General features: G+C 54.3%; 18 protein-coding genes. 9 read left to right on the top strand and 9 right to left on the bottom strand.

Annotated features, from left to right (window positions below):
* Positions 1-26: 26 nt before the first annotated feature.
* On the top strand, positions 27-1,547 hold the full coding sequence (locus tag MTX78_RS19810) for a class I SAM-dependent methyltransferase (RefSeq protein ID WP_243797674.1): 1,521 nt from the start codon (positions 27-29) through the stop codon (positions 1,545-1,547).
* Entirely contained in the window at positions 1,519-2,130 is a 612-nt protein-coding gene (locus MTX78_RS19815) for an alpha-ketoglutarate-dependent dioxygenase AlkB (RefSeq protein ID WP_243797675.1), read from the top strand. Before MTX78_RS19810 ends, MTX78_RS19815 begins: the two co-directional genes overlap by 29 nt.
* 433 nt (positions 2,131-2,563) lie before the next feature.
* Here MTX78_RS19815 and MTX78_RS19820 read toward each other — a convergent pair whose 3' ends face one another.
* Positions 2,564-3,922, bottom strand: a complete 1,359-nt coding sequence (locus MTX78_RS19820; RefSeq protein ID WP_243797677.1) for a site-specific integrase — start codon at positions 3,920-3,922, stop codon at positions 2,564-2,566.
* A gap of 534 nt (positions 3,923-4,456) precedes the next feature.
* On the opposite strand from MTX78_RS19820, the gene MTX78_RS19825 reads away from it, so the two are divergent.
* Positions 4,457-4,813, top strand: coding sequence for a hypothetical protein (locus tag MTX78_RS19825; protein WP_243797679.1), 357 nt, complete (start codon positions 4,457-4,459; stop codon positions 4,811-4,813).
* A 225-nt stretch (positions 4,814-5,038) separates the two neighbouring features.
* Here MTX78_RS19825 and MTX78_RS19830 read toward each other — a convergent pair whose 3' ends face one another.
* Positions 5,039-7,162, bottom strand: a complete 2,124-nt coding sequence (locus MTX78_RS19830; RefSeq protein ID WP_243797680.1) for a prolyl oligopeptidase family serine peptidase — start codon at positions 7,160-7,162, stop codon at positions 5,039-5,041.
* A gap of 358 nt (positions 7,163-7,520) precedes the next feature.
* On the opposite strand from MTX78_RS19830, the gene MTX78_RS19835 reads away from it, so the two are divergent.
* Positions 7,521-7,790: a hypothetical protein gene (locus MTX78_RS19835; RefSeq protein WP_243797682.1), complete on the top strand. Its 270-nt coding sequence runs from the start codon at positions 7,521-7,523 to the stop codon at positions 7,788-7,790.
* Between the two features lie 97 nt (positions 7,791-7,887).
* On the opposite strand, the gene MTX78_RS19840 is transcribed toward MTX78_RS19835, so the two are convergent.
* Positions 7,888-9,243 (bottom strand): glycoside hydrolase family 2 TIM barrel-domain containing protein, encoded by a 1,356-nt coding sequence (locus MTX78_RS19840; RefSeq protein ID WP_243797684.1) that lies wholly within the window; start codon positions 9,241-9,243, stop codon positions 7,888-7,890.
* Positions 9,244-9,552: 309 nt separating this feature from the next.
* On the opposite strand from MTX78_RS19840, the gene MTX78_RS19845 reads away from it, so the two are divergent.
* Positions 9,553-12,063: a glycosyltransferase family 2 protein gene (locus MTX78_RS19845; RefSeq protein ID WP_243797685.1), complete on the top strand. Its 2,511-nt coding sequence runs from the start codon at positions 9,553-9,555 to the stop codon at positions 12,061-12,063.
* 10 nt (positions 12,064-12,073) lie between these two features.
* On the opposite strand, the gene MTX78_RS19850 is transcribed toward MTX78_RS19845, so the two are convergent.
* The 4 genes from MTX78_RS19850 to MTX78_RS19865 all read right to left on the bottom strand — a co-directional run bounded on the left by MTX78_RS19850 (position 12,074) and on the right by MTX78_RS19865 (position 19,183).
* A complete protein-coding gene (locus MTX78_RS19850) occupies positions 12,074-12,691 on the bottom strand; it encodes a DinB family protein (RefSeq protein WP_243797687.1) in 618 nt (205 codons plus the stop codon).
* A 62-nt stretch (positions 12,692-12,753) separates the two neighbouring features.
* Positions 12,754-13,344 (bottom strand): Crp/Fnr family transcriptional regulator, encoded by a 591-nt coding sequence (locus tag MTX78_RS19855; RefSeq protein WP_243797689.1) that lies wholly within the window; start codon positions 13,342-13,344, stop codon positions 12,754-12,756.
* Between the two features lie 147 nt (positions 13,345-13,491).
* Positions 13,492-16,266, bottom strand: coding sequence for a PAS domain-containing protein (locus MTX78_RS19860; RefSeq protein ID WP_243797691.1), 2,775 nt, complete (start codon positions 16,264-16,266; stop codon positions 13,492-13,494).
* Positions 16,267-16,564: 298 nt separating this feature from the next.
* Positions 16,565-19,183, bottom strand: coding sequence for a T9SS-dependent M36 family metallopeptidase (locus tag MTX78_RS19865; RefSeq protein ID WP_243797692.1), 2,619 nt, complete (start codon positions 19,181-19,183; stop codon positions 16,565-16,567).
* A gap of 578 nt (positions 19,184-19,761) precedes the next feature.
* Between MTX78_RS19865 and MTX78_RS19870 the strand changes: the two genes are divergently transcribed.
* On the top strand, positions 19,762-20,820 hold the full coding sequence (locus MTX78_RS19870) for a hypothetical protein (RefSeq protein WP_243797694.1): 1,059 nt from the start codon (positions 19,762-19,764) through the stop codon (positions 20,818-20,820).
* A gap of 62 nt (positions 20,821-20,882) precedes the next feature.
* Here MTX78_RS19870 and MTX78_RS19875 read toward each other — a convergent pair whose 3' ends face one another.
* Positions 20,883-21,338: a ribosomal maturation YjgA family protein gene (locus MTX78_RS19875; protein ID WP_243797695.1), complete on the bottom strand. Its 456-nt coding sequence runs from the start codon at positions 21,336-21,338 to the stop codon at positions 20,883-20,885.
* Positions 21,339-21,641: 303 nt separating this feature from the next.
* Here MTX78_RS19875 and MTX78_RS19880 point away from each other — a divergent pair, with 303 nt between their 5' ends.
* The 3 genes from MTX78_RS19880 to MTX78_RS19890 all read left to right on the top strand — a co-directional run bounded on the left by MTX78_RS19880 (position 21,642) and on the right by MTX78_RS19890 (position 24,013).
* Positions 21,642-22,418, top strand: a complete 777-nt coding sequence (locus MTX78_RS19880) for an oxygenase MpaB family protein (protein ID WP_243797696.1) — start codon at positions 21,642-21,644, stop codon at positions 22,416-22,418.
* 206 nt (positions 22,419-22,624) lie between these two features.
* Entirely contained in the window at positions 22,625-23,242 is a 618-nt protein-coding gene (locus tag MTX78_RS19885; protein ID WP_243797697.1) for a GDSL-type esterase/lipase family protein, read from the top strand.
* 42 nt (positions 23,243-23,284) lie between these two features.
* Positions 23,285-24,013, top strand: coding sequence for an esterase family protein (locus MTX78_RS19890; RefSeq protein WP_243797699.1), 729 nt, complete (start codon positions 23,285-23,287; stop codon positions 24,011-24,013).
* A gap of 149 nt (positions 24,014-24,162) precedes the next feature.
* Here the strand turns inward: MTX78_RS19890 and uvrB are convergent, their stop codons facing one another.
* Positions 24,163-26,199, bottom strand: a complete 2,037-nt coding sequence (gene uvrB, locus MTX78_RS19895) for an excinuclease ABC subunit UvrB (RefSeq protein ID WP_243797701.1) — start codon at positions 26,197-26,199, stop codon at positions 24,163-24,165.
* Positions 26,200-26,317: the final 118 nt, after the last annotated feature.

A 26,317-nucleotide genomic window follows, 5' to 3' on the forward strand; every position in this document is an offset into this window, starting at 1 on the left:
ACATATTATTCATTGTATTTATTTCTATGACTGTTGAAGATTTTCTACCCCTGTTTCACGCTTGCACATCGACTGCGGACCTCAACTGCTTACTCGAAGATCAACAACAGTCGTTTATCCTAGCTCTTTACAATCTGGATGTGCATTCTTCGGCCGGTTTGCAACAAGCACAACGGTGCTTTGCTGCCTTCACGTCCTGTTCTCCCTATGAAGAGCAGCAAGCAGAATGGAAGTTTTCAGAGCCAGTTAGACAAGCGCAATTGCTTTTTGCCACTGTATTTGAACGGGCTGGTAGCTTCGGGTTGGTAACTCCGTTGCGAAGCGCACTCCCGCCGAAATCATCAGTAGCGTTGCGCTTACGTGCGCAAGAAATATTCCACACTCTACTGGACTTACGAACCCAGTATGGCGAGGTATTCTCCGAAGTAATGAACTTGCTTCAGCAAGCACAATTTGAAGGAGAAGAAGATTATACTATGGCAGTAGTACAGGTTGCTCATTCGTATTTATACAAAGGCCGAAAGGAGTTGCGTGAACACGGTTTTTTGGTTGAAGAAGCCGCTTTCTGTTCGCTGTTTACTGCGCCGGCTCATTTAGATGCTTATCCGTTTCTTTACCACTCATCCCTTGCTGCACTCCTTGAAGGGACCACAGGTGGGAGCCTCTCGGTCCAGCCTGTCATGGCACCAGGGGTTTTGTTTCCTACAAGTTTCATCCAAAATATATTTCGGCAACATATCCTTGATCCTGTGAACCACGACTCCCGTACGCGTGGCTATGCAGCCCCGTTAGGCTACCCAAGCTCCGCCGTTCGGGCTCAGATTCTAGAGTATGGACGGGCAGACTTTACTGCTGCATGCCAAACAGTGACGCCTACAGCCTCGCCCGCTGAACGGGTTTTACTTTACTGCTATTACAATCTGCGTAAACATTTTTTCACCACCCGCCATGTGCTAGCGCAGATTATTGATTCTTTACCCACACTGCTGACCAATGCAACTGCCCAACCGGTATTTCTGGACCTTGGTTGCGGGCCTATGACATCCGCCCTGGCTTTTGCTGACCTCTACCGTGAGCGTTATCATAAAGCGTTACCCATTCGGTATGTTGGTATCGATATAGCTCCAGCTATGCTTGAGAAAGCTCGCACATTCGAGAATTGTGGGCTGTTCGCTGCTACAAGTCAATTCGACTACTTCACCCGCTGGGCTGATGCACTTGACTCTCTGGTTGCGCATGTGCAAGTGAATAATCCTGTTATTATTAATGCATCATACTTGTTTGCTAGCTCTTCACTGAACACTTCTGAGCTAGCTGTGTTCATTCATAAGTTACGTCAGCGTTGTCCCGTGACCAAAATGTACTTTCTGTTTCAGAATCCCAACCGGACTGACCGCAATGTGAAGTATCATACTTGGCGCAATGGGCTTTCATTTGCTTATTCTCTCATCCAAAGCACCCAGGTGGTTCGGTATCAAACAAGCAGTTACGCGGCTCCGAGCGAAGAGGAGGTAACGTATGAGCTACTCGCTTTTCAACCCGCTTGAAGTTTCTCTTTCTCAAACTGAAGCAATTGCGCCAATTGGATTGCGTTACTTGCCAGAGTATGTATCTACACGTCTGGAGGATCGATTGTTGGATTTGATTGACGCTGCTCCTTGGTTAGGTGACCTCAAACGTCGCGTGCAACACTACGGATACCGGTATGATTATAAGTCCCGACGCATTGACCGCTCGATGTACTTAGGGCCACTGCCGCACTGGTGTGAGTATTATGCGCAAAAATTTGCTGAAGAAGGTGTTTTTAGAAGCCCGCCTGACCAAGTCATTATCAATGAGTATTTGCCTGGTCAGGGCATTGCACCTCATATTGACTGCACTCCATGCTTTGAAGATACCATAGTTTCATTGAGCTTAGGATCTGCTTGCGTCATGAATTTCACGAACTTAGCTGACCCTACCCAACACTACAATCAGCTTTTGGAGCGTGGCAGCGCCGTCGTCCTCCAACACGCTGCTCGTTTTGAATGGCAGCATGGAATTAAACCGTTAAAATCAGACCCTGTCAACGGTCAGCGCCTGCCACGGCAGCGCCGCGTTTCTTTGACCTTTCGTAAAGTAAAGCTCTAATAGAGCCAGACAGCGAGAAGCATAAGCACAAACAAAACGAGCGGACCATCCAGTCCGCTCGTTTTGTTTGTGCTTATGCTTCTCGAAATGCGGCCGCTCCTTAAACCCCGGCCAGTCACTGCACCAGCGTACTCATGCATCAACTGCCTTAATCATCCGCGCAAACTTGCTTAGCAACAGCCCTGATCATGACACCTCGCCACCCAGCAACCGCCGCCAGTAGCAACATTAGAGAACCAAGCCACTGCGCCAAAACCTGTGCATGGGCCCCGCAAGGTTCTGCACCGGTTGCCCTTTGTTGCATGCCGTTAGCGTCGCCGCCTGCTTCACCAACGTTTCGGCCTTATTTAATAATATCAGTTCCAGAGCTATATAGTAGGCTCGGTAGCCGATGCCGTCGTTCTCTCAAAATATTTTACCTCCTACAATCCTACTAAAGTAGGCCTTCGAAAGCAGCATCGACCTGTTCGGAGGCAAACGAATCTAAATAGATAGCTGTAACAGCTTCCGATTTATGGCCCATGGCCTGTGAAATGACAGCTGTATTAGCACCACTTCGCCGCAAGGTGGTAGCAAAGGAGTGGCGGGCAACGTAGGTAGTGAGAGGCGTAGCGATGCCAGCCTTCTCCCCCAGTTCCTTTAAGTCGGCGTTAACCTGACCTAAAATCTTGTGTAGGCGATTTTTCACTTGACTGGGAGTAAGATGCTTGGTAGCGTCCAGAATGGGGAGGAGGTAGCTAGTCAGACTGACTTGGGTGATAGCGCGGTATTGCTCTACTATGGCTTCTACCGGCGCCAAGAGTTTGACAGAGAACTTGCCGCCCGTCTTCTGCCGCACGTAGGTAAGCCGTAGTCCACCATCTGCGGGCAATAGATTCTGCCAACGGAGCTGCGCGAGGTCCACAAAGTTGATACCACCACAATAGAAGGAGAAAGCAAATACTGCTTTTGCCAGCTGATGGCGTTCTGTAGTTACCACCAAGTTTTCCAGCCGGCGAATATCGTCGCGGGTGATGGCGCGCTTAGCGGTGCTTACATCAAACTTGCCGACTTGGAATTTGTGCTTTTCAGCTACGTTACGTGCAAAAGGGTATTTCTCGACTTTCGCTACCCCAGCCGCAATGGCCTTGTTAAGCACCGCCCGCAACGTCCGGAAGCGAAGCGAAAGAGTAATTTCCTCTATTCCCGAACCCCGTAAGGCTTCTTCCCACTGCTGACAGAAGGCAACTGTAACTTGGTCAAACGGGATGTCGTGCTGCTGCACCCAGGCGATGCGCTGCGGCTCCAATCCTTTGCCAAGCGGTGGCTCTCCAATGCCTGCTTTAGATGCTAGGTGCTTTGCCAACTGATTTCCTAGGTCACGGTACACGGTAGAGTTACCCACTTGACCGGCAACTACCATTCCAGCGGCTAGCTCCTCAATGTAGGCTAATAGTTTGATGCGCCGCTGCGCTTGGCGCCCTTCAGCCGCCTTCTTAGCTACAGCCGGAGCGTCATGTTGCTCATCAGCCAAACTTAAAGTCTTTGCTGCTTCTGCATATTTCTTCTCCCATTCTTCCAGTCTCACCAGTAGGTTCTCCCGATCGGGCTCTGGGTAGCTACGCCGGACTTCCTTCTTTTTAGGGTTCCAATAATTCGGATGCAGACTTAGGCCAGTAGCAATGTATTTTAGCTTTCGATCCTTGGTGATGCGAATCATAAATGGATGGGAGCCATCCGACAGGGTTTTAGAAGTGAAGTAAACGGCCTTCACAGAAGCCTTACCTTCCTTATGTTCAGTAGTTTTGCTCATGGTGTTTAAACCAGCGGCGGTTTAAACACTGGTTTAAACAAGTATACTAAATAACGATGAAAAGCCAGTAAGGCTAATAAATCAAATCTGCGAAATTGATCTAAAAACAAAGATTTGACAACCCATAACAACTAGCGATTACACTAAATACACAGCTTCCCAAGCTGAGGGTCGCGAGTTCGAGCCTCGTTTCTCGCTCATCTTGAATCAGCCACTTAGACATGCGTCTGGGTGGCTGTTTTATTTTTGAGCTTACGCTGGCTTACATTGCCCTTCACTCACCTTACTCAGGACAAGGAGCCACCTAGAATAAATTTTTGAGAGAAATTACTTTAAAAGCTATTGATAATTGCCTACGACTAAGGCTCAACACACTTATCAATTATCACTAATTAGTACATGACAAGGCGGGGTGTAAAGGAAAGTGACTGACACTTTTTGACTCAAGGCCACTAGCTGCTAATGGTACTTAGGAAACGATTTATTATACAACCTCTGTTTCCATCACCACTTATCCTTCAATACAATAAGAAAATGAGTGTAAAAAACATGTACTATTTATTTATTGGCATTAAAGTAATATCATTTTTCGCAGTGACCTTGATTTATCTTGTAGACAAAAGAAATGGAAATAGAAGCATTAAAACGATTGAATACTCTAATGCTTATATTAACGCTAAGACGTTTAGCGACGAATATAAAAGGGTAAAGTCTGTAGATCTAATGTTTAAAAATGATTCAATTAGCAAAATATTATATAAAAATGATATTAAAATTCTTAGGAATGATAGCCTTGGAGTCGAAGCCATATCTATTCCAAAAGACAGGGGATCAGATGATTATTATTTGATAATTAATGATTCTATTTTTACAATGGCTATTAGACGCTAGCTATAGATGTTTTCAAAGACGAGAGGTAAAACATAGTAACAACCTAGTTTTTCACTTGCCTAAACCTATCATTTCAGAACACCTTTGATTTTACTGTATTCTAAATAAGTAGCACAACCACAATATATATTACCGCCATCGACTGCTTGATTACAGAAAAGGCTCGCTTTAGTTAAAAGCGAGCCTTTTCTGTAATCAAGCAGTCGACAATTATTTCGAGCGGTGTTAGTTGGCTACGTTATAGGGGACGCCCATATTCTGGAATAGAAACGCCCACTTGTCGGTTTGCTCGCTAATTACTTGGGCGGTGGAACGGCCTGCTCCGTGGCCAGCTTTGGTTTCGATACGGATCAGGACGGGGGCAGTGCCTTTCTGGGACTCCTGCAGCCGGGAGGCGAACTTAAAGGAATGGGCTGGCACCACCCGGTCGTCGTGGTCGGCGGTGGTAACCATGGTGGCGGGGTAGCTGGCGGGCTTCAGGGCGTGGTAGGGCGAGTACTTGTAGAGGTACTCGAACATCTCCTTGGAATCTTGGGCAGTGCCGTAGTCGAAGGCCCAGCCTGCACCGGCCGTGAACTGGTTGTAGCGCAGCATGTCCATCACGCCTACGGCGGGGAAGGCCACTTTAACAAGGTCGGGCCGCTGGGCCATGACGGCCCCTACCAGCAGGCCCCCGTTGGAGCCCCCTGAAATGGCGAGGTAGTCTTTGGAGGTATAGTTGTTTTTTATTAGGTATTCACCAGCCGCAATGAAGTCGTCGAACACGTTTTGCTTTTGCAGTTTGGTACCGGCCAGGTGCCACTTCTCGCCGTATTCGCCGCCGCCGCGCAGGTTGGCTACGGCATAGATACCGCCATTCTCAAGCAGAATGATATTGGACGTGCTGAAGCTAGGCGTCATGCTGACATTAAATCCGCCGTAGGCATAAAGCAGCGTGGGATTTTTGCCGTTCATCACCAAGCCTTTTTTGTAGGTGATAAGCATGGGTACGCGGGTGCCGTCTTTGGAAGTGTAAAACACCTGCTTCGACTCAAACTTGGTGGGGTCAAACTGCACGTTGGCCTTCTTGAACACCGTGGACTTGCCGGTGGCAATGTCGTACTTGAAGATGGTGGGCGGGTAGATGTAGGACGTGAAAGTGTAGTAGGTTTCTTTCTCTTCCTTCTTGCCACTGAAGCCAGCAGCCGAGCCTATCGAGGGCAGCGCAATATCCCGTTCCTTTTTGCCGGCCATGTCATATTGCTCAATCAGCGAGGTAGCATCTTTGAGATAGATGGCGAATAGCTTGCCTCCGGAAGTGTTTACATCCAGCACGTTTTTGGTTTCCGGAATCAGGTTTTTCCAGTTCGCGGGCTTGGGCGAGGCGGCGTCCACGGTCACTACGCGGTTGTTGGGCGCTTCTAGGTTGGTGAATATGTATAGCTTGCTGCCCACGTTATCAACTACCTGATTGATGGTTTTCTCGTTGTCTACTACGGGCACGATAGCGCTGCCGGGCTTGCTCAAGTCTTGGAGGTAGAGTTCGTTGCCGGTCGTGGTATTGCGGGCCGAAATGACGAGGAACCGTTGGTCTTCGGTTACGGAGCCGTTGATGTAGCGGCGCGGGGTTTTCTCGCCCCCAAACACGAGTACATCGGTGCTTTGGGGCGTACCGAGCTTGTGGTACATCAGCTTGTGCAACTGGGTTTTACCAGCCAACTGGCTGCCGGCTTTGGGCTTGTCGTAGCTGCTGTAGTAGAAGCCTTCGTTGCCTTTCCAAGCAGTGCCCGAAAACTTGACGTCCTTGAGCGTATCCCCCACAATCGACTTGTCAGCGGTGCGCAGCACAATCACCTTGCGCCAGTCCGAGCCGCCTTCCGAAATCTGGTAGGCGGCCAGGCTGCCGTCTTTGGTGAAGCTAATGCCGGCCAATGACGTAGTGCCATCTTTCGAGAAGATATTGGGGTCGAGAAATACCTCGGGCGTGCCGGTACCCTGCTGCCGGTACAGCACCGACTGGCTTTGCAAGCCCGTGTTCTTGCTGAAATACGTGTATTTGCCTTCCTTGAATGGAGCCCCGTATTTCTCGTAGTTCCACAGCGTTTCGAGGCGCTTCCGGATGGCGTCGCGGTACGGAATCTGGCTCAGGTAGCTTTGCGTAACCTTGTTTTCCTCTTGCACCCAGGCCTTGGTGTCACTCGCCTGGTCGTTTTCCAGCCACCGATACGGATCAGCCACTTTGGTACTGAAATAGGTGGTAACGGTATCTACTTTTTTGGTTTGGGGATAAGGCAGCAATTTGATGGGCGCCTGGCCATGGGCCTGCGCGCCAGCCAGCAACACGGCCAGCAAGGTAAAGTAGCTTTTCATAGAGTGAAGGTAGAAGAGTGAATGGCAAGCACGGAAGCGGCAGCCAGCGGCATCAGCACGGCGCGCAGGCATAGACTCTGCCTCTCACCATGCGTTGCAAAACGGGCAAACAGAAGTTGGCTGCCAGGTGAAAGTAGCAAAGGCTAGGGCGTAAACCTACTGCGCTTGCCCCGTCACCTACGGTCAAGCAAGTGAGCTTTTCGCTGCTAACCCACAGGGCAGCAGTTGCCGCTTGCTAGCTCTCCAAGCCACCAGACAAGCCCAACAGTGACAAAGTATTTCGAGTAGTGAGCAGGTTACGTTTTCAGTGAAATGGCATTAAGTGATATTCGTCCATAGAAAAACCTCACTTTCCGCTATGAAAATCTCCTTCAAATCCCTGTTCGTTCTTGCTGCTTTCGCTCCGTTGGCTTTGACTTCCTGCTCGGAAAGCACCCAGCAAAACGCCGAAGCAACTGCTGAAGGCGCTGCTACCGACGCGACTAACGCGGCTGCCAATGCTGGCGAAGCTGTTGAAAACGCTGCCGACAGCGCTACCGCCGACCTAGCTCCCGAAGCAGGCGACACAGCCGTTGTTCGCAATCAGGAAGCCGACAAGCTAGTAGAAGAAACGCCTGCCAAGCAGTAGTCGGGTAGTCTAGCCACTTGCTCCACCGAAAAGCCCCTTTCAGGTTCTACCTGGAAGGGGCTTCAAGTGTACTTACGCGGCTGAGCTAGCTTGCAGCTTACTTGCCGGTGCTAACGACTACGTCCGGCCGCTTGGGCTGACCAACGTAGAAAGGAAAGCTGTTTGTAGTGACACTGCCTTTCTTGTCGTACACGTTGACTAATAATCGGTAGGCCCCCTCTTGGGCTGGGGCCCGAATAAGAGCCGTAGTTCCCTTGGCTTGGCGGATGGCACTCGGTATAGCTTCGGGCGCAGTTCGGTTCTGGGGCAGCGTGTGGAACTCGTCTACGTCGCGGGTTACTTTCCACTGGACGGCCAGCGAGTCACCGTCCGGATCGAAGGCACTGACGGAGGCAGTGTACTCCAAGTTGGGCTTCAGGGCCACACTCAGGCTATCGGGCTTAGAATCCAGCAGCATCACGCCCACTTTCGGCGCTTGGTTTTCCGGCTCGGTCTTGGTCCACAGGTATTGCATCATGTCAACCATTGGGGTTTTTTCGCCGGTGGGAGCAAACATGCTAAGCCACATATCGGTCTGCTCGAAACGGTTGCCCCAATACAGCGCGTACGAGCCCAGGCAATGCGAGCCATTGCTGGCTACAGTGGATTCGTAGTTGCGGCCCATTAGCTCTGCTTTCTCAGACCCACTTTGGTCGAGGGGAGCCCCCCAGCTGGTTTGCGGCGCTTCCCACCATCCGCGGCCGCCAAACTCTCCTATAACGAAGGGGCCAGACCAACCGGCTGCTTTCAGATCCTGCGCGTGGCGACCTAGCGTGTTGAACACATTGATGGTAATCACATCAAGGTCTGGACACAGGCGCGCGATGGCCGGAATAGGAAATGTACTGGAAGTTAGGGTGGTAGTTACGGGATGATTGGGGTCGAGCCGGTGAATGACTTGCGCTGTTTCGTTGACAACCTGGTACACCTTCATGTCAAGGGTGTGGTTGTTCAACTCGTTGCCCAGGTTCCACATCAGCAGCGACGGGTGGTTTTTGTACCGCAGCACTTGCTCGTATATCTGCTGCTGCTGCATGGCTACGGCTTTAGGGTCGTAGTAGTCGAACTTTTCGTATGATGGCCGCATCCACAATCCGAACATCACGGTTAGGCCGTTGCGGTGGGCTTCATCCAGCAGAATATCAGCATAGTTGGCGGTGTAGATCCGGACCGAGTTGCCGCCTTTTTGGCGAATCAGATCCAAATGCTGCACGCCCGCTACACCTTTTATGTGGTACGGTTTGCCACCTCGCTGTAATTCATACCCAGTGGACGTACGTACCACGCGCACGGGCACCACGGCCCCTGCTGGGTTTAATGGTTTAATACCGGCCAGTGCCGACTCGGTGTTCTGCTGACAACTAGTGGCCAGTACAATACTCGCTACCAACGGAATGACAGCTAAGCTTTTCAAGAACGAGGCATACCTCATTGAAAGTGTTGGCCTTATGATTCTCATTATTAGAATTACAGATGAGCTTACTTAAATATACGGATGAGCTTATCTAGTTAAAATACTTGTTTTATACATAGTTATAATGACGAAGGTCCGAAAAAGCAGTATTATTGCAAAGATTTATTCTCAGATTTATTTGTGTTTAAGCTAGAAAGCAGGCGTAACTGATTGACCTTTTTACTTTAAAAAGCGTTTTTACTCCTATTAATAATTAGATAATGAATACTGTATCTAGCATTGACCAGCTTGCCTCACAGGAAACTTCTTATGGAGAATTCAACTCTTCCGAAGCAGCCTTCTTCAAATAATTTAACTACCGCAAAAGCTACCATCCAGTTCAAGGATGCAGAGGGAAGCAAGAAAATGCGGGTGCTGGTAGCCGTTGGCGTACTGCTTTTACTTCAGTTCTTCTGGTGGTTTGCCGATTCCGACCACGTAGGCTACGCCCCCCTATTTTGGCTGCTCACGTTTTCGCTCTGCTATAAGATGCTGCGCATGTTGCAGGAGTGGTATCACTACGTGCACGTGCAAGAGCCGATTGCACCAGTGGTTGCTGCCACAGCCCCTCTTCGCACCGTGGACATGCTCACCACCGCGTGCCCAGGGGAGCCACACGCCATGATCATTCGCACGCTCGAAGCCATGGTGGCGGTCCGCTACCCGCACACCAATTACCTCTGCGACGAAGGCGACGACCCCGTATTGCGGGCCGCCTGTGACCGTCTCGGCGTCGTGCACGTGACGCGCATTCTGAAAGTTCATGCCAAGGCTGGCAACATCAACAACGCCTTGCAGCAGGCCACTGGTGAGCTGTGCGTGGTGCTAGACCCCGACCACGAAGTAACGCCCGACTTTCTAGACCAAGTCGTTCCGTATTTCGAGGACCCTACCTTGGGCTACGCGCAGGTGGTGCAAGCTTACGGCAACCAGCAGGAGAGTTTCGTGGCCCTTGGTGCGGCCGAGCAAACGTACCACTTCTATGGCCCCTTGATGATGGGCATGAACAGCTATAACACGGTGCAAGCCATTGGAGCCAACTGCACCTTCCGCCGGACTGCCCTCGACAGCATTGGGGGACACGCGGCGGGCCTCACCGAGGACATGCACACCGCTATGCGCATGCACGCCCACGGCTGGAAATCGATTTATGTGCCCGTGGTGGTAAGCCGGGGGTTGGTGCCTTCCACGTTGGGCGGGTTCTACATGCAGCAATTGAAGTGGGCGCGCGGCACCTTCGATTTGCTGTTTCATGTGTACCCCAAGCTGTTCCGGCACTTCACGTGGCGGCAGCGGCTCCACTACCTCATGATGCCGCTGTACTTCCTGTCGGGGCTGGTGGCCCTGATTGATATTGCAGTGCCGGTAGCTTCACTGGTGCTGCTGAAGTTTCCCTGGCACCTCTCGTTGCCGGAATTTGCGCTGCACATGCTGCCGGTGGCTACTGTAGCCTTGCTCATTCGTTATAACGCCCAGCAATGGCTGCGCGAACCGCACGAACCGGGTTTGCATCTGGCGGGTGGTATTCTGCGCATCGCCACGTGGTGGGTGTACTCCCTGGGCTTGATCTATACCTTCTTTAATGTGAAGGTGCCGTACATTCCAACGCCCAAGGAAGGGCAAGTGAAAAACGAATGGCTGTTGAGTTTGCCTAACCTGCTGTTGGCAGCTCTCTCCGTTGGGGCGGCGGCTTTTAGCTTGCAGGTACAGGGCATTCGGGGGCCGTACACCAAGCTGATGGCCACGTTGGCGCTCATCAACGCCTTCATTCTGCTGGTGTCGGTGCTGATGGCACAACATGCCTTAATCATGGGGCTACGGTCGTTTATGTGGTCGGTTCCTATTCTGCACACGTTGAAGAGAAAGTTCGACCAGACCTTGGCAGCCGGCGCGGGCATTATTGCCACCCGGTTGCGCTCAGGCTCTATTGCCTTTGCTGCCGGGCTAGCTATACTGCACTTGCTGGCCACGGCTGGCTTGGTGCTGATGCAGTGGCGAGAAAACGTGTCTATTTCCGAGGACTATATCTGGGCGCATACCGGCTACGGAGAGCTGCGCATCGGTCGGCCTCTCGCCGCCAAGCAAGCAGCATCGTTGCCGGTGCGACAGGCCGCCAGCAACAAGCAGCCTGCCATCATCTGGACCAAAACATCTTCGAGTGCTCGCCAGGTTATCAGCATCGAACTCCCAACAAACACCCCTCCTCAGGTGCCCGTGGGCGTTATCGAGGATATAAATCAGCGCCACAATATTCCGCTGCTCACGTGGGTTGCAAACGAAGCGCCGGACAAGACCCACGCATTCAAGCAGCAAGTGCTGCGCATTGTCAAGCACGAAAACCAACTGCTGCTTCGGCCCATTATCCGGGCTAAAAGCCCGAGTGCTTACCGCGCCGCTTGGCAGCAGCTTGTAAAGAGCTACCGCGCCTCCGGCGACACTACTTTGGTTTGGGTTTGGACCCCACCCCGCCCCGATTCCATTGCGGCCTACTTCCCAGGGTCGGCGTACGTGACGTGGATCACCAGCGACTGTACCACGCAGCCCGAACCCGCCAACACCACCCTAGACTGCTACAATACGTTTCGCCAGCAGGTAGCCATCCAGATAGAAATGCAAAGTAAGCCTGTGCTCTTGTTTGCCCCGCAGTTCTACTCGCCTACCTCCTATCAGTGGGCTAAAAAAGCAACTGAACGGTATCCGGAAATTAAAGCAGTGGTGTTCTCCGCCAACAATTCCTCTGATAGCCCATCCAAGAACGTGAGCCTTACCGTGGCCAACTAACCCTTGGCCTCTAAGCGGAAGTTACGCGGCTTACTGCCGCCGCCTGGCTTGCACGCACGGGTGCCGCTTGGTTGGTTGCCGTTGCTACGGATAAGGTGGCTTTCACTCGGAGCGCTTGCTGCACGTGGCGCTGTTCGTGCAGCACTACAAACTCGAACGTTTCGCCCAGGCGCATATTCAGTAGTTTAAAGAACTCCACTGGTACTGCTTTACGGTCGAGGTCGGTATGGCGGGCTTCCGCGAGTAGTTCTAGCAGGTGCTGTTGCTGCTGTTGAAACTCAACTATTACTTCACGGCCCAGTTGGCTTCCGCTGGGGTTCATGCGCTTCAGAGTTTTGGCCTTTTTGGTGTTGCCGGGCGCCATCATGGCAATGAACTTGCGCCCTAGCCAGCTATAGCGTACTTCGCGCTTGGGGGTGCCGCCGTAGGCTAGCGCTTCTGCCAGAGCAGAATTGTAATAGCAACTGTACCGGTTCAGGTGCTCCAAGCACTCCAAGATGCTCCACGCCTTGGGGGCAGGCTGCTGGTTGAGTTCAGTTATGCGTAGTGGTGCTAGCTCGGTTTGCACGGTGAGCAGCAGCTGGCGGGTGGCGTGTTCTAGCTGGGAAAGGAAAGCGTTGGGAGTCATGACGTTTGTTTTTATCAAAGGTCCGGGCGGCCTTCTACTTTCGCCTTGATTGAAATCAAGATTTACTTGAGCCGGCTTAGTGTTTCAGGCGTCATGCGCAGGTAAGAGGCCACGTACTTCTTCGGAACGGTTTGGAAGATGTGCGGACTGCGTTGGCGTAATCGTTCGAGGCGCTGGGCGGGTTCGGGGAGCAGCAAGTCGATTTCGTGCTCCATTCGCCCAACCAAGGCTCTTTCCAACTCTGCCCGCCACAGGCGGGCCAGGGCGGGGCTGTTGTCGAGGCAGGTTTGGAAGTCGTTGCGGGCAATGGCAATCAGCCCACTTGGTTGGAGCGCCTGAATAGCGTACTCCGATGGCCGGCCCATGGCAAACGAGGGAAAAGAACACACCATGTCGGTAGGGTGCACAAAGCCTACGCAGATTTCCTCGCTTGGCGTTGGGTAGAAGATGCGCAACGTACCGTGGTGCGTGAAATACAAGTACTGTTCTGTTTGGCCCGGCGACACCAGGAAGTCGTTGCGCGACACGTGTAGTTCCTTGGTCCAACAGGCCACGAAATTATTGATTTCAGTGGCTCGCAAATACGGAACCTTGCCCAACGTGGTGGCAAGCAGAGCACGGGCAGTGGCAGCAAAGGCAGGCGCAGAAGCCATTACAGAGAAGTTGGGGCAACAAGTGAAATAACCCGAAATACAGATAGCGTAAGCTTACCTCATCCACAGCACAAGCAAGCAGGGCGCACGCCGAAACCCGAGCTCCGTACCAGCCTGCTTGGCCTTCTGCCAGCAGTACCGGCCTGCCTACCGCTTGGTTAGCCGCAGCAGTTGCCGACAAAGCTCGGCTTCCTCGAAGGGCTTGTTCACGCACGCATCCATGCCCGCGGCCATGTAGCTGGCCCGGTCTGCCTCGAAGGCGTTGGCTGTTAAGGCAATAACAGGGAGCCGGGCCACATGCGAGTCGGGGTGTTGGCGCAGGGCTTCGGTTACCTCCACACCAGTCAAGCCGGGCATTTTAATATCCAGCAGAGCGGCATCGAAGTCGCGGGTTGTTAGGGCCACCAGCGCATCCACCCCGTTGTCTACGGCTTCCACCACTACGCCCCAGTGCTCTAGCACTACGGTGGCAATCCATTGGTTGACAGCGTTGTCTTCGGCGAGCAGAACCCGCAAACCCTGAAGGGCTTCGTAGTTGTCTATGGGCAGGGTGCCTAGGGCATCTTGGTCGGGCTCGTGGGCCCGTGGCAAGGTGAGGACAAACGAAAACGTAGTGCCCAGTTGCGGCACGCTACACACCTGCAACATTCCGCCCATGTGCCGTACCAGTTGCTCGCTTATGGCCAAGCCTAGGCCCGTTCCGCCGGCTTGGTGGCTGCTGGCTGTGCTGGCCTGCGTGAAGGCCTCGAATATACGTTCCTGCTGTGCGGGCGCAATGCCTATGCCGGTGTCCAGTACCCAGAACCGCAACGTCACTTCGGCTGCTGTTTCCTTGAGTACCACGGCCCCTAGCTGCACACAACCAACCTCCGTGAACTTGACGGCGTTGCCTAGCAGGTTGAGTAGCACTTGGTGTAGTCGGTAGGCGTCGCCGAGCACGCGCCGCACCGACGGGGCTACGGGCTCAACGGTTAGCAGCAACCCTTTCTGGGTGGCCAGGGCGGCTATTGTCTGTCGTGCGCCCTCCAGCGTGCCGTTCAGGTCGAAGGCAGCCTGGGCAATTTGCAGATGCTGAGTGGTGATTTTCGCCAGATCAAGCACGTCATTAATCAGGGCCAACAAGTGGTGTCCCGCCTGCTGCATGGTGGTCAGGTAGTCTTGCTGCAACGGGGTCAGCGGCGTTTTTTCCAGCAGAGTAGCCATTCCCATCACCCCGTTTAACGGCGTCCGAATCTCGTGGCTCATGCGGGACAGAAACGCTTCTTTGGCTCGCGCATTTTCTTCGGCCTGCTGTTGCGCGTGCTTTAGAGCCGTAATGTCGGTGCTGACAATGAGTACCTCCACGCGGCCATCGGCGTACTGCAAGGGGCGCATATGCACTTGCAGGTAGCAGGATTCGTCGTTGTTCATGGTCAGGAGCATTTCCACGTTCAACGGCTGGCCGGTTGCCATTACCTGCCTGCGCCACGCCCGAATCTGCTCTACCTGCGCTTCTATCAGCGCTGGCTTTTGCGCAGCTATATGCTGGCTACGGGCTGCTGTGGCGTTGAAAGCAGCATTACGAAATGAAATATTACCCTCAGCGTCCGCTACGTACACAATATTAGGTAGCGTGTCCACAATCAGCCGCACAAATTCTTGCTGCTCCCGAACCAGTGCCTCGCTTGTTTGCTGGAGTTCCTCGGCCTGCTTACGCGCTGTAATATCGATACCTGAAGCAATGAGCCGCCGAATCTGCCCGTCGGCCTCCACAATAGGCCGTAGCTGAAAAATCACAGAACGTTGTCTGCTGCCATCCGGAAATGTTTCTTCCCAGCTAACTCCCTCCTTCTTACGCATAGCCTCTTCGAAGCCTCGCTGCCGGTGCTCGATTACACTGACAGGACGCAACCGCTCACGCCCAGCTTCCACGTTGGTTTTCCCGATCATCTGAACCCGCTTAACGGGGTCTGGCTCTATGGCTGGGTTGACGTAGAGGTAGCGAAAAGCAGTATCAACCACGGCTACCGCCATGGGCACCTGGTTGAGAATGGTTTCGTAGAACAACCGTTGCTCCCCCAATTGTTGCTCTACCTGCTGGCGCGCGGTCACCTCGGTCAGGTACAGCGTGGCGTATTTCTCGTCTGGCACCGCCACTGCCGTGAACAGATAGTGCCGGTTAGCTACTTGTAGCTCTTGCTGTTGCTGGCCACTGGTGTGCAAGACATGCTGCACCAAGTCAACCAGCCGCGTGCGTAGCAACCCAACCTCATTCGCCTCTTCGATAGCCAGCGCGCGGAGCAGCGGCCCGGCGGCGGGGTTGGCATATATCACCTCACCCGCTGCCGACAGCCGCACAACGGCATTGGGGCTTTGCTCGGGAATATACGAGAGCGTGCGGAGCTGCCCTTCGCGCAAGTGGCGCTCCGATACGTCGCGGTAACAAATCAGCCGGCCGGCTTGGCCTTCCTCCAAAACAAGGTAATCAAGTTCCACCACCCGGCCGTCGGCCAAGACAAACTCCTGGTTGAGGATTGTTTTGCCGGCTTGGTGTATAGCACGAGCGCGGGCACTGAACGCCGCCGGGTCCTGGAAAGCTGTATCAATAGAAACAGTGTCGGGGGCGGCGGACGGATACCTGTCGGCCAATACAGCCGTTGGTGGTAGGTTGAATAAGCTGCGGAAATAGGAATTGACCAACTGAATCTGGCCTGCCGGGTCCACTAGCAGCAAACCCACCGGCAAGTTTTGCACTAGTGCCGCAAGTTGGGCCTGATGCCGCCGGCCGCTTTCCTGCGCCTCAGTTAGCTGTTGTTCTAAAGCAGTAATACGAGTCTGAGCTACTGCCAACGCGGCCTCGGCCTCTCGGCGCCGGTCTTGCTCGGCTGCCAAGCGGGCATCTGCGTCTGCGTCTGGACGAGAAAGTGGCGAGTCAGTAGGCATATACTAATAACGACACGGTGAACAGGTGAATGTACTGTCGAACTCCGGCAATGTGGCTTCTGTAGCTACCACTTGGGTGGCACAGCTACTAGAGTGGAGTCAAGGGCCTGCCAAGTTACGAGTGTAGATGTTCACAAGACCACAGTAGCTGCCTAACCGGCGCAGCCAGAAGCTACGATAAGTTGAAGAATATATACTGGTTGGCGTTCAGCGTAACACAACAAAAAACCCAGCAGGCAATTGCCTACTGGGTTTTTTGTTGTGTTACGCTGAACGCTTGCAGGCGTGCGGCGTGTGCTTAGTGCTGAATCAGGATCTTCTTGGTGAAGGAACCGGCATCGGAACGTAGCTGCACGATGTACAAGCCAGGTGCCAAGGCCGTGGTGTTGAGGCGCAAGCCGCGCTGCAACTCACTGGAAGGCGTAGCAGAAGTCTGCACCGTCTTGCCCAGCATGTCCACCACCGATACTTGTACTGGCGTCTTGCTGCTTACGGGCAGCTTGACCGTTAGCTCGCTGTTGGCGGGATTCGGATACAGCTCCAGCAACTGGTCGCGCTGCTGCTGCGACTGGGTAGCCAGCACGCGGGTTGGAATCAGGTAGCCGGCCACTTGGTCGGTGAGCAGGTTGCTAGAACCCTGCACGGCATCAACACCCATGCCACGACGGGCAAACACCTGCCAGATCTGGTACGTGTTGGCTTTGTTGTTATAGATCGAGTCGGCCCGCAGGATGGCGTCGCGGCCGTCGAGGAAGCCGGGGCTACACGGTTGCAGTTTCAGGCCGTCGAGCACGAGCTTGAGGGCGATGTTGTTGCCGCCGGTAGCCGCTTTCAGGTTGCGGTTGTAGCCATACTTCTCCACCATCTTCCAGTTCAAATCCCAGAGCGTAGCAGCCCATACTGAACCGATGGCGTGCACAGCCGTGTACGGGGCTACCCCAATGTTAGCGTAGGTCTGGTTGTTCACGGCGAAGTCCGTGGAATAGCGCTGCGGACGGATACCTACACCGTCGGGGGTGCGAGAAGTGGCATAGTTACCGATGCCGCGAGGCGTAGCGCCTTGGTCGCCGGGCTTGGTGGTCATCCACAAGCCGAAGAAGTCGCTCCAGCCTTCGCCCATCTGTTCGGCGTTGCCGAGGCAGCTCACGTTAGCGGGGCCGCCGGTGAGGCGGTTGGAGATGCCGTGGCCGTATTCGTGGGCAATGATGCCGTTGTCGAAGTCACCGTCGCGGGGAATACCAGCAACCAGGGAGCCGCTCGGCGTGTTTCCGGCCGCTAGGCTAGCCTTGAGGGCGGTACCGTCAGCCAGCGAAATCATAACGGATGGAATGCCGGTGTTGGTGGTATCGGCACCAGCGCCCATCGTGATAGGGTCACCAGGCACGTTGTTTACTACCACTACCCCCCTAGCTCCAGCTAGTTTGGCATTACGAACTTTCGCGGAGAAGTCACAAGAACCCCGATCAAGCACGGCTATTTTACCGTTGACAGCGGCAGCGTTGATGAAGGGAGTGGTGCAGCCTAAGGTAGTAGCGCTAGCGTCGTTTACGAGCACAAACTGCCCAGTGAAAGGCGAGCCAGGGGCCAATTGCTTACCAAAGCCAGCAGTTGTTGCCTTGTATGTGCCGGCAACGTTGGAAGGTGCGTTGATAACCAAGGAGGCAGGTGCCGACCACAGATACATCTGCATACGCGGGCGCATACCGTCCACGGGCGTACCGAAGTTGGCATTGTCGAGGCCACCGCCGTCTTGAGCTTCAGCACGCACATCGTCGTTGCCTAAGCCCGCAACGGTGTAGTTTTTCACCTGGAAGTTACCACTAGCCTCGTCGAAGCCGTGAGTTGCCATTACGTCGTGTATCACGTTGTTCCAGTAGAACAAGTTGGTGATAGCAGCGTTCTGGTTGGCTAACGGAAGCAGATTTTGGTCGAAGGGAAAGTCGAAGCTCAGGTCAGTGCCACCGTCGGGGCTGTAGCCGGGGGTGTTTAGGTTGGCCCGGTCTTCATACGCGTGCACGTTATTGCCGCGGGTGATGGTGAATTCAGCACCAGCTATACCGTTGGTATCGTGCCAGCCGTAGGGCGAGAACGTGGCGTCAGCAGGATTCACTACCAGCTGCCGGGTTCCATGGATAGGGCTCTCCACGGTCAGCGGATACACGTTGTAGCTGTTGGGGGTAGCCGTTGGGCTGGCAGCCTGCGCCTGGGGCCACGTGGCCGACGCCAATGAGCGTTGCGTTAACGCTTGAAAGTCGACGGGCTCGTAAATAGTGAAGTCAACTTTATCTACCAGTTGGCCTGTCTGCGCGTTCACACGCACATTCCAGATGTGGTCACCTACTTTGGGAGCAATGGTCACGTCCCATACCAATACCAGTTCGCCGCTAGGACGGGCCTGGTACATCAGCTTCACAGGAATAGGAGTTAAAGAAATACCACCCTCTGAGTACGTCAGGCCCTCGGTGGGAGTACCCGCTTTGGTGACGGTCAGGCTGCCAGGTCCGGGCAGGTTCAGCACACGAGCAGCCGCAGCCACTGCCTGCACCGACGACAGACCAGGAACCGTAGAAGCACTGCGCGCTGCCACAGCCACGTTGGCTACGAAGTCGCTGTGCATGGCCACTACTTTGCCGGCGCGGTCGAGGTGGATGTTGGCTTCGGCCCCATACACTTCAATGCCCTGGTGGCGCTGACGCAAGTACACGTGCGTTACTTCGCCGCTCGCATCGGTGTAGGAGCTGGTAACTGCCGGATTAGCCACGTCAATGGCGCTTAGCCCCATGCGGGTCTGCCGATTGCCCAGTTGCTGCAACGCATCGGCAAGCGGGGTGTTTTGCGCCGCCGCCAATCCTGGAATAGCCAGCAGAGCTGCTACAACTAAAGGACGGCAGATAGTTGGCGTAAAGAATGCTTTCATATAAGAGGGTGAGGGTGAAAAAGTACCGTTACAACTGCGTAAGACTGCGCAGTTATCCAAACCTATCCAAGAATCTGGATAACAAGAAATTTATTTCCTTTTGAAATATAATTTATTATTACTATCACTATGTAGCAATGCCCGAATTATGCTCATAAATATCCTGGTCTAGCATAGTTTCGATGGCACCCACTCACAATACTGGGCGAGCAAAAAGGCATTTTTAGCTGCTTCAGCGCGTCGCTTGCTCAGTATCTGAACGTATTGCGGAAAGAAAGCAGCGCACGTTTCCCAGCGCTATTGAGCGTACAACACCCCTTGTATTCATTAGTGCCGGTGTTGCTGAGCAGAACTTCTCTTACCAGCTTAGGCGCAAGTATCAGGTCGGCTACCCGACCGTGAGCAAGCAGGCGGCTGGATACGCTCCGCAAGCACGAGCTTCACTGGCTTCACCAGCACTTATGCCGGTGGTTTGGTGGTGTTCGTAAGCTCGACACTTGCTACTGTAAACAATAGCAGAAGCTGCGCGTTACGATTTGGCCAGTTTCACAAATCGTAACCTTTACATCTGTACATGTATGCGCGCATCCTTATTCCGCTTGCCAACCGCTGCCTCGGTGTTCACACAGGTAAGCTTGGCCTTAGCTACCGTTTGGCTGGGAGCTTGCTCCCCGAATGCTTCGTTGGAAGAGCTGGACAATGCCGGCCTCGAAACGGCTAGCCAGGAAGGAAAAAAGACGGCCATTGCCGAGCAAACCACTTTCACTCAGCCAGGGCTGTATCCGGAAGGGTCGGTGCTGGACGAGAAAAACAACCGCTTCTTGGTTAGCTCCTTTGCGCAAGGCACCATTGGCGCCGTTAACTTCGATGGCACCTACACGCCTTTTATAGTGGACTCCCGCTTGGTGGCTACCGTGGGCCTGACGGTGGACAAGGCCCGCAACCGGGTGCTGGTGGCAGTTGCGGATCCGACGCAGGGCAACCTGGCAGCATTGGGTATCTACGACCTCACGACGGGTAGCCCGCTTCAGTTCGTGAACCTGGGCCAGGTTAGCAATACCACGGCCAATTTCGCCAACGACATTGCGCTTGATCCGCAGGGCAACGCGTACGTAACCAACAGCTTTTCACCAGTTATCTACAAAGTAGACCCTAGCGGCAACGCTACGGTTTTCTTTCAGGACCCGGCGTTTGCCACGCCAGCCGGCGCGTTCGGCTTCAACGGCATCGTGTACGACAACCGTGGGTACCTCTTGGTTGCCCTCACCAGCTCCAGCCAGATCCTGCGCATTCCTGTGCGGGAGCCGGCTGCTTACAGCTTGGTTGAACTGGATGCGCCTCTGCTCAACCCTGATGGCTTACTACTCAGCCAGGATGGCAAACAATTGGTTGTGGTGAATAATGCGTTTGGTGCTGCGGCAGGCAATGTGCAATCCTTCCTGACCACCAACCAATGGGCTACGGGCCAGCTAGCTGCCACCTTCCGGACCGGCCCAGTTTTCCCTACCACGGCCACCAGCGACGGCAAGAACATTTACGTGCTGTACTCCTACCTGAACCAGCTGCTAAGCGGCGACGCCTCACGCGCCACCTACACCATCCAGCGAGTGGACCTAGCCGGTAATCGTCCTTTCTAAGCGCCCACTTACGCCAACACCCGTACGCAAAACCCCAATTGGCTTTAAAACCAGTTGGGGTTTTATGTGGGTGGTAGGCTACTCCGTTTCTGCAACCACAGCAGCTCACAAGCTAGCCCCACCAGTATCCCAGTGCTGTAGCATAGCAAGTCGCTCCACAGGAAGCCATGGCCCAAAACCAGCGCCCCAATGGTAGTACTACGAAGCGCATTCAGCCAAGGTGCCTGGTAGAGCTGGCTTACTTCAATAGCTACGGCAAACAGCCAAGCCGCCCCAGCCACTCGCCTACTCGACAAACTAGGTAACGCAAAGCCCAGCAACCAGAAAACCAGCAGCGCCCACAGTGTGTCGCCGGAATAGGCAGCCACTGGCGCAGGCAGCATAACGGCAAAGCGGCGGGAGCCCAAGCCCAGCAGCACAGTGCAGCAGACAAGCACCCCGTAAAGTATGCGGTTCCGCCTATGCTGCTGGGCTGCTTCGGGAATCCGCGACCGAGCTTTTTGAAGGGATGATGCCATACAAGGTGAAGTCAAGCGAGGCTGCTACGCTGGCTAGGGGGTCCCGCTTACAAGCAACGGTTGTGCTTGATTGAAGTGGCAAGTTGGCGAGAAGCTGTTGTGGAGAGAATACGCGTAGTGCAAAAGTCAGCTATTTTACTTTGCAATACAAAGTACTCTGAATACATTTGTATGGCCTTAGCCTGTGCGACTTGCTTTTAGGCGAGACAGGCTAGCCAGAGCAACTTTTGCCCCTGGTTTCAGTGTAGTCATAGCAGCCAGGCCACTCCTTCTTGTTTGGCTTACGCTCTCAATTATTGGTATATGGAATATTTTGTGGCTCCCGGGTCGGTGGTACGAGACATCTGGGGCAAGGCCGACACGGTGCTATTTATTTTTGCTGGTGCGGCGGCTGAATTTGCCTTGAACAAGGCCGTTGACTGGCTGTACTTCACTGGTAAGCTTCCCGCCGACCCGTTGGCCCGGCTGTTTTCCACGGTCGACTATGCGCGCCAGATTGTATTTGCTGAACGTGCCGCTGCCGAGCGTGCCATTGACACTATTGCGGCCATTCATGGAGCGGTGGAGGCTAAACGCGGCATGTCCATCCCCGACTGGGCCTACCGCGACGTGCTGTTCCTGCTCATCGATTACTCTATTCGGGCTTTCGAGGTGCTGGAGCGCCCTCTTAGCGCACCGGAAAAAGAAGAAGTATTCACGGTGTTTCGGCGGGTGGGTGCCCGAATGGGCGTGCCGGGTTTGCCCGAATCATATGCAGCGTGGCTGCTGGTTCGGCAGCAACACCTCGACGAGAACCTAGCGCACAGCCACTACACCACTGACCTATACCGGCAATACCGCCGGCACTTAGGCAAGTTGCGCTACGGATTATTGCTACAAGCCCAGCGCCTCGTGGTGCCGCCACACGTTCGGGCGCTGTTGCACCTGGGCAACCGGACGTGGCTGCCCCTGCTGCTGCCGCTCTACCGCCGCACACAGCATCTGGCCGCCAGCAAGTGGGCAAAAGCGGGGCTGTTGCCGGCGGCCTACAAAGACCGAATCCTGGCCCTCGACCACCAGCCAGCTGTCTTGGCAAGCTAAGTGCTACGCCTGACCCTAACACCCGCCACGGCACCCAACAAGCAGGGAAAGGAAGTTGCGTGCGTAGCTTTGATTCATAACATTCACGTAAAGAGTACACTACTCTTTTAGTCGACCTTTGCTCTCCCCTGCTTGCTTCGGCAACGGCAGTTGGCCAAGGTGTGCATCCATGAGTTCATGCGCTTGGCGCTTTCCAGAAGGAATACATGCAGTGGTACCAGGAAGAAATACGGCAACTTGAAGCGAAACCAGTGGTGCAGTCGGGGTTGCAGAAGGTGATATTCTACGGCAGCTCCACGTTCACGCGCTGGCCGAACCTAGAACAGTGCTTTCCGCAGGTCCAGGCGCTCAACCTCGGGTTTGGAGGGTCTACCCTGGCCGCTTGCGCTTGGTTTTTCAAACGCGTGGTGCCGCAGCACCAGCCCAACATGGTGATGGTGTATGCCGGCGACAACGACCTAGGCGACGGACGCACGCCCGAAGAAGTGGTGTTGTTCTACGAGCACTTGCTGGCTTCCATTAGAGCCATGCTTGGCAACATTCCGGTGTGCTTTGTTTCAATCAAACTGAGCTTTGCGCGGTTACACCTGCGCGGTAGCATCGAGTATGCCAACAGCTGCGTCAGTCGGCTGGTGTCGTTGCAAGGCCCACCGCTCTATTATCTCGACCTCTACTACCCCATGTTCGATGAGCGAGGCAACCTGCACCCTGCGTTTTTCGAGCCCGACGGCCTGCACCTGTCGCCGGCAGGCTACACCCTGTGGCAGCAGAAAATCAGCGCCCAACTAGACCATATGCTGCAACACCAGCAGCCATTATCCTGAAAATCCGCCTTTCTATTTAGGTAGCCACTAACCGTTTTGCTGATGCGCCGCGAATACCATGAATGGGAGAGTCCTGCGTTGGGTCGGCCGATGCAGATGCTAGTTTTTGGCGAAACCGGCGCCCGGGTACTGCTATTCCCTACCCGCAAAGCCCGCTTCTACGACTACGAAAATTGGGGCGTGATTGAGGCCCTGCAAGCCAAAGTAGAAAGCGGCTTCCTGCAACTCTATTGTGTGGACAGCATTGATGCCGAAAGTCTCTACAGCCTCGACAAGCCGCCAGTGGAGCGCATTCAACGCCATTTACAGTACGAGCAGTACATTCTGGACGAGGTGCTGCCCATGAGTGAAGCCACAAACCCCAACGCGTTTCTAATTGCCGCTGGCTGCAGCATGGGCGCATTCCATGCAGTCAACCTCTCGTTTCGGCACCCCAACCGGTTTGGCAAAGTGGTGGGCATGAGCGGCCGCTATGACCTTACGCAAGCCATGGCTTCGTTTCCCGACTTGTTTCAGGGCTACGTCGACGAGAATGTGTACCTGAACACCCCCAACCGCTTCATCCCCAACCTAGAGGACGACTCTTATCTGGCGCAGCTGCGCAACTTGGAAATCACCTTAGCTATCGGCACCGAAGACGCTTTTCTGCAAGACAACCTGTTTCTAAACCAGCAGCTTCAGCAAAAAGGGGTTGACAGTCAGCTGCACGTGTGGGAAGGTGAGGCGCACAACCCAGTGGCGTGGCGGCACATGGTTGATTTGTACTTGTAAAACGTCTCAACGCCCTAGAGCCCGTGTTGGCTAGAGCTGCAACCCAGCAAGCGTACTTGCTTGCAACTGGGAATGCCTATAAAGAATAAGAAGCTGTTCTGATCAGGTTGCCCCAATCAAAACAGCTTCTTCCACTGAAATTCGTTCTACTACTCCCGCTTAGTTTTGAGCACCTGCTTCAGCGCGGCCAACTCGTCGCGGAGCTTAGCGGCTGTCAGGAAGTCGAGGTCCTTGGCGGCAGCTTCCATGGTTTTCTCGGTTTGCTTGATGAGCTTTTCCAAGTCGGGACGGGTCATCATGGATATCACTGGCTCGGCGGCTATGGCCAGCGCCGTGTCCGTGTCGGGCCCAACGTAGGCTTGCGGCTCGGCAATACGATAATCGGAGAGCGACGTCTGCTCCATGATGGCCTCGCGCGACTTGCGCACTGTCCGTGGCGTGATGCCGTGCTCCTGGTTGTACGCGAGCTGCGTGGCGCGGCGGCGGTTGGTTTCGTCGATGGCGCGCTGCATGGAACCGGTCATCCGGTCGGCGTACATGATAACCTTGCCCCGGTCGTTACGGGCGGCGCGGCCCATGGTCTGAATCAGGCTGCGTTGGTCGCGTAGGAAGCCTTCCTTGTCGGCATCGAGGATGGCAACGAGGCTCACTTCGGGCAAGTCCAGGCCTTCGCGTAGCAGGTTTACCCCAATCAGCACATCAATTTCGCCGAGGCGCAGCTGACGCAGAATTTCCACCCGGTCCAGGGTTTTCACATCGGAGTGCACGTAGCTGGACTTGATGCCAAGGCGCTCCATGTATTTCTGTAGTTCTTCGGCCATTCGCTTGGTAAGCGTGGTTACCAGCACCCGGTCGCCCATTTTCACCCGGTTGTCCACTTCGTCCAGCAAGTCGTCAATCTGATTCACCGAAGGCCGAATATCAATTTCCGGATCCAATAGGCCGGTCGGCCGGATGATCTGCTCGACTACCACGCCGTTGGCCTGGGTAAGCTCGTAGTCGGCCGGGGTAGCCGACACGAATACGGCCTGCTGATACATGCTCTCGAACTCGTTGAACGTGAGTGGGCGGTTGTCTAGGGCCGAAGGCAACCGGAAGCCGTATTCAATCAGGGCCGTTTTGCGGCTCCGGTCGCCGCCCCACATGGCCCGAATCTGGGGCATGGTGGCGTGGCTTTCATCTACTACCAGCAGGTAGTCGTTGGGAAAGTAGTCGAGCAAGCAGAACGGGCGGGTGCCGGGGTTGCGGCCGTCGAAGTACCGCGAGTAGTTCTCGATACCCGAGCAGTAGCCCAGCTCCCGAATCATTTCCAAGTCGAATTCGGTACGCTCCATGATGCGCTTGGCTTCCGAGTCGCGCCCCTCCTTCTCGAAGTAGGCGTGCTGCTGCACCATGTCGAACTGGATTTCCTTGATGGCCTGGTTGAGCGTGTCTTTGCCGGTCACGAACAGTTGAGCCGGATACAGCGTCACCGACTTTTCATCGGCCAGCTTCTTGCCACTCACCGGGTCAATCTTATGGATGGCTTCGATTTCGTCGCCAAAAAAGAAGATGCGGTAGGCATAGTCAGCGTAGGCCGGGAATATGTCCACTGTGTCGCCTTTCACCCGGAACGAGCCGCGCGTAAACTCCATCTCGGTGCGCGAGTACAGGATCTGTACAAACTGGTAGAGCAGGTTGTTGCGCGAGTAGCGCAGGCCTGGCGCCAAGTAAATCACGTTTTTGCTGAACTCCTCGGGGTTGCCGATACCGTAGATGCACGACACCGACGCAATAACAATCACGTCGCGCCGGCCGCTGAGCAGCGTGGAGGTGGTGTGCAGCCGCAGCTTCTCGATTTCCTGGTTGATGGCCAAGTCTTTCTCGATAAAGACGTCGGTACTGGCAATGTAGGCCTCTGGCTGGTAGTAGTCGTAGTAACTGATGTAGTACTCGACGGCGTTGTTGGGGAAGAACTGCTTGAACTCGCCGTAGAGCTGGGCGGCCAGGGTTTTGTTGTGGCACAGCACCAAGGCGGGCTTGCCGGTTTCGGCAATAACGTTGGCCATGGTGAACGTTTTGCCGGTGCCCGTGGCCCCGAGCAACACCTGCGCCGGCTCGCCGTTGTTGACGCCTTCCACCAACTGCTTGATAGCCTGCGGTTGGTCGCCGGTGGGTTTGAATTCCGAGGTAAGTTGATAGTTCATGCGAAGGAAATTAGCTACTAGACCGCGAGTTGGCAAAAAGGTCAGCCTAGGATAACTGCATTAGTAAAGTGGAGGTTTCCTCGGAAACAAAAAAACCTGCCCGGGTTACGAGCAGGTT

Source organism: Hymenobacter tibetensis, assembly GCF_022827545.1.
GTDB classification, from domain to species: Bacteria; Bacteroidota; Bacteroidia; order Cytophagales; family Hymenobacteraceae; genus Hymenobacter; species Hymenobacter tibetensis.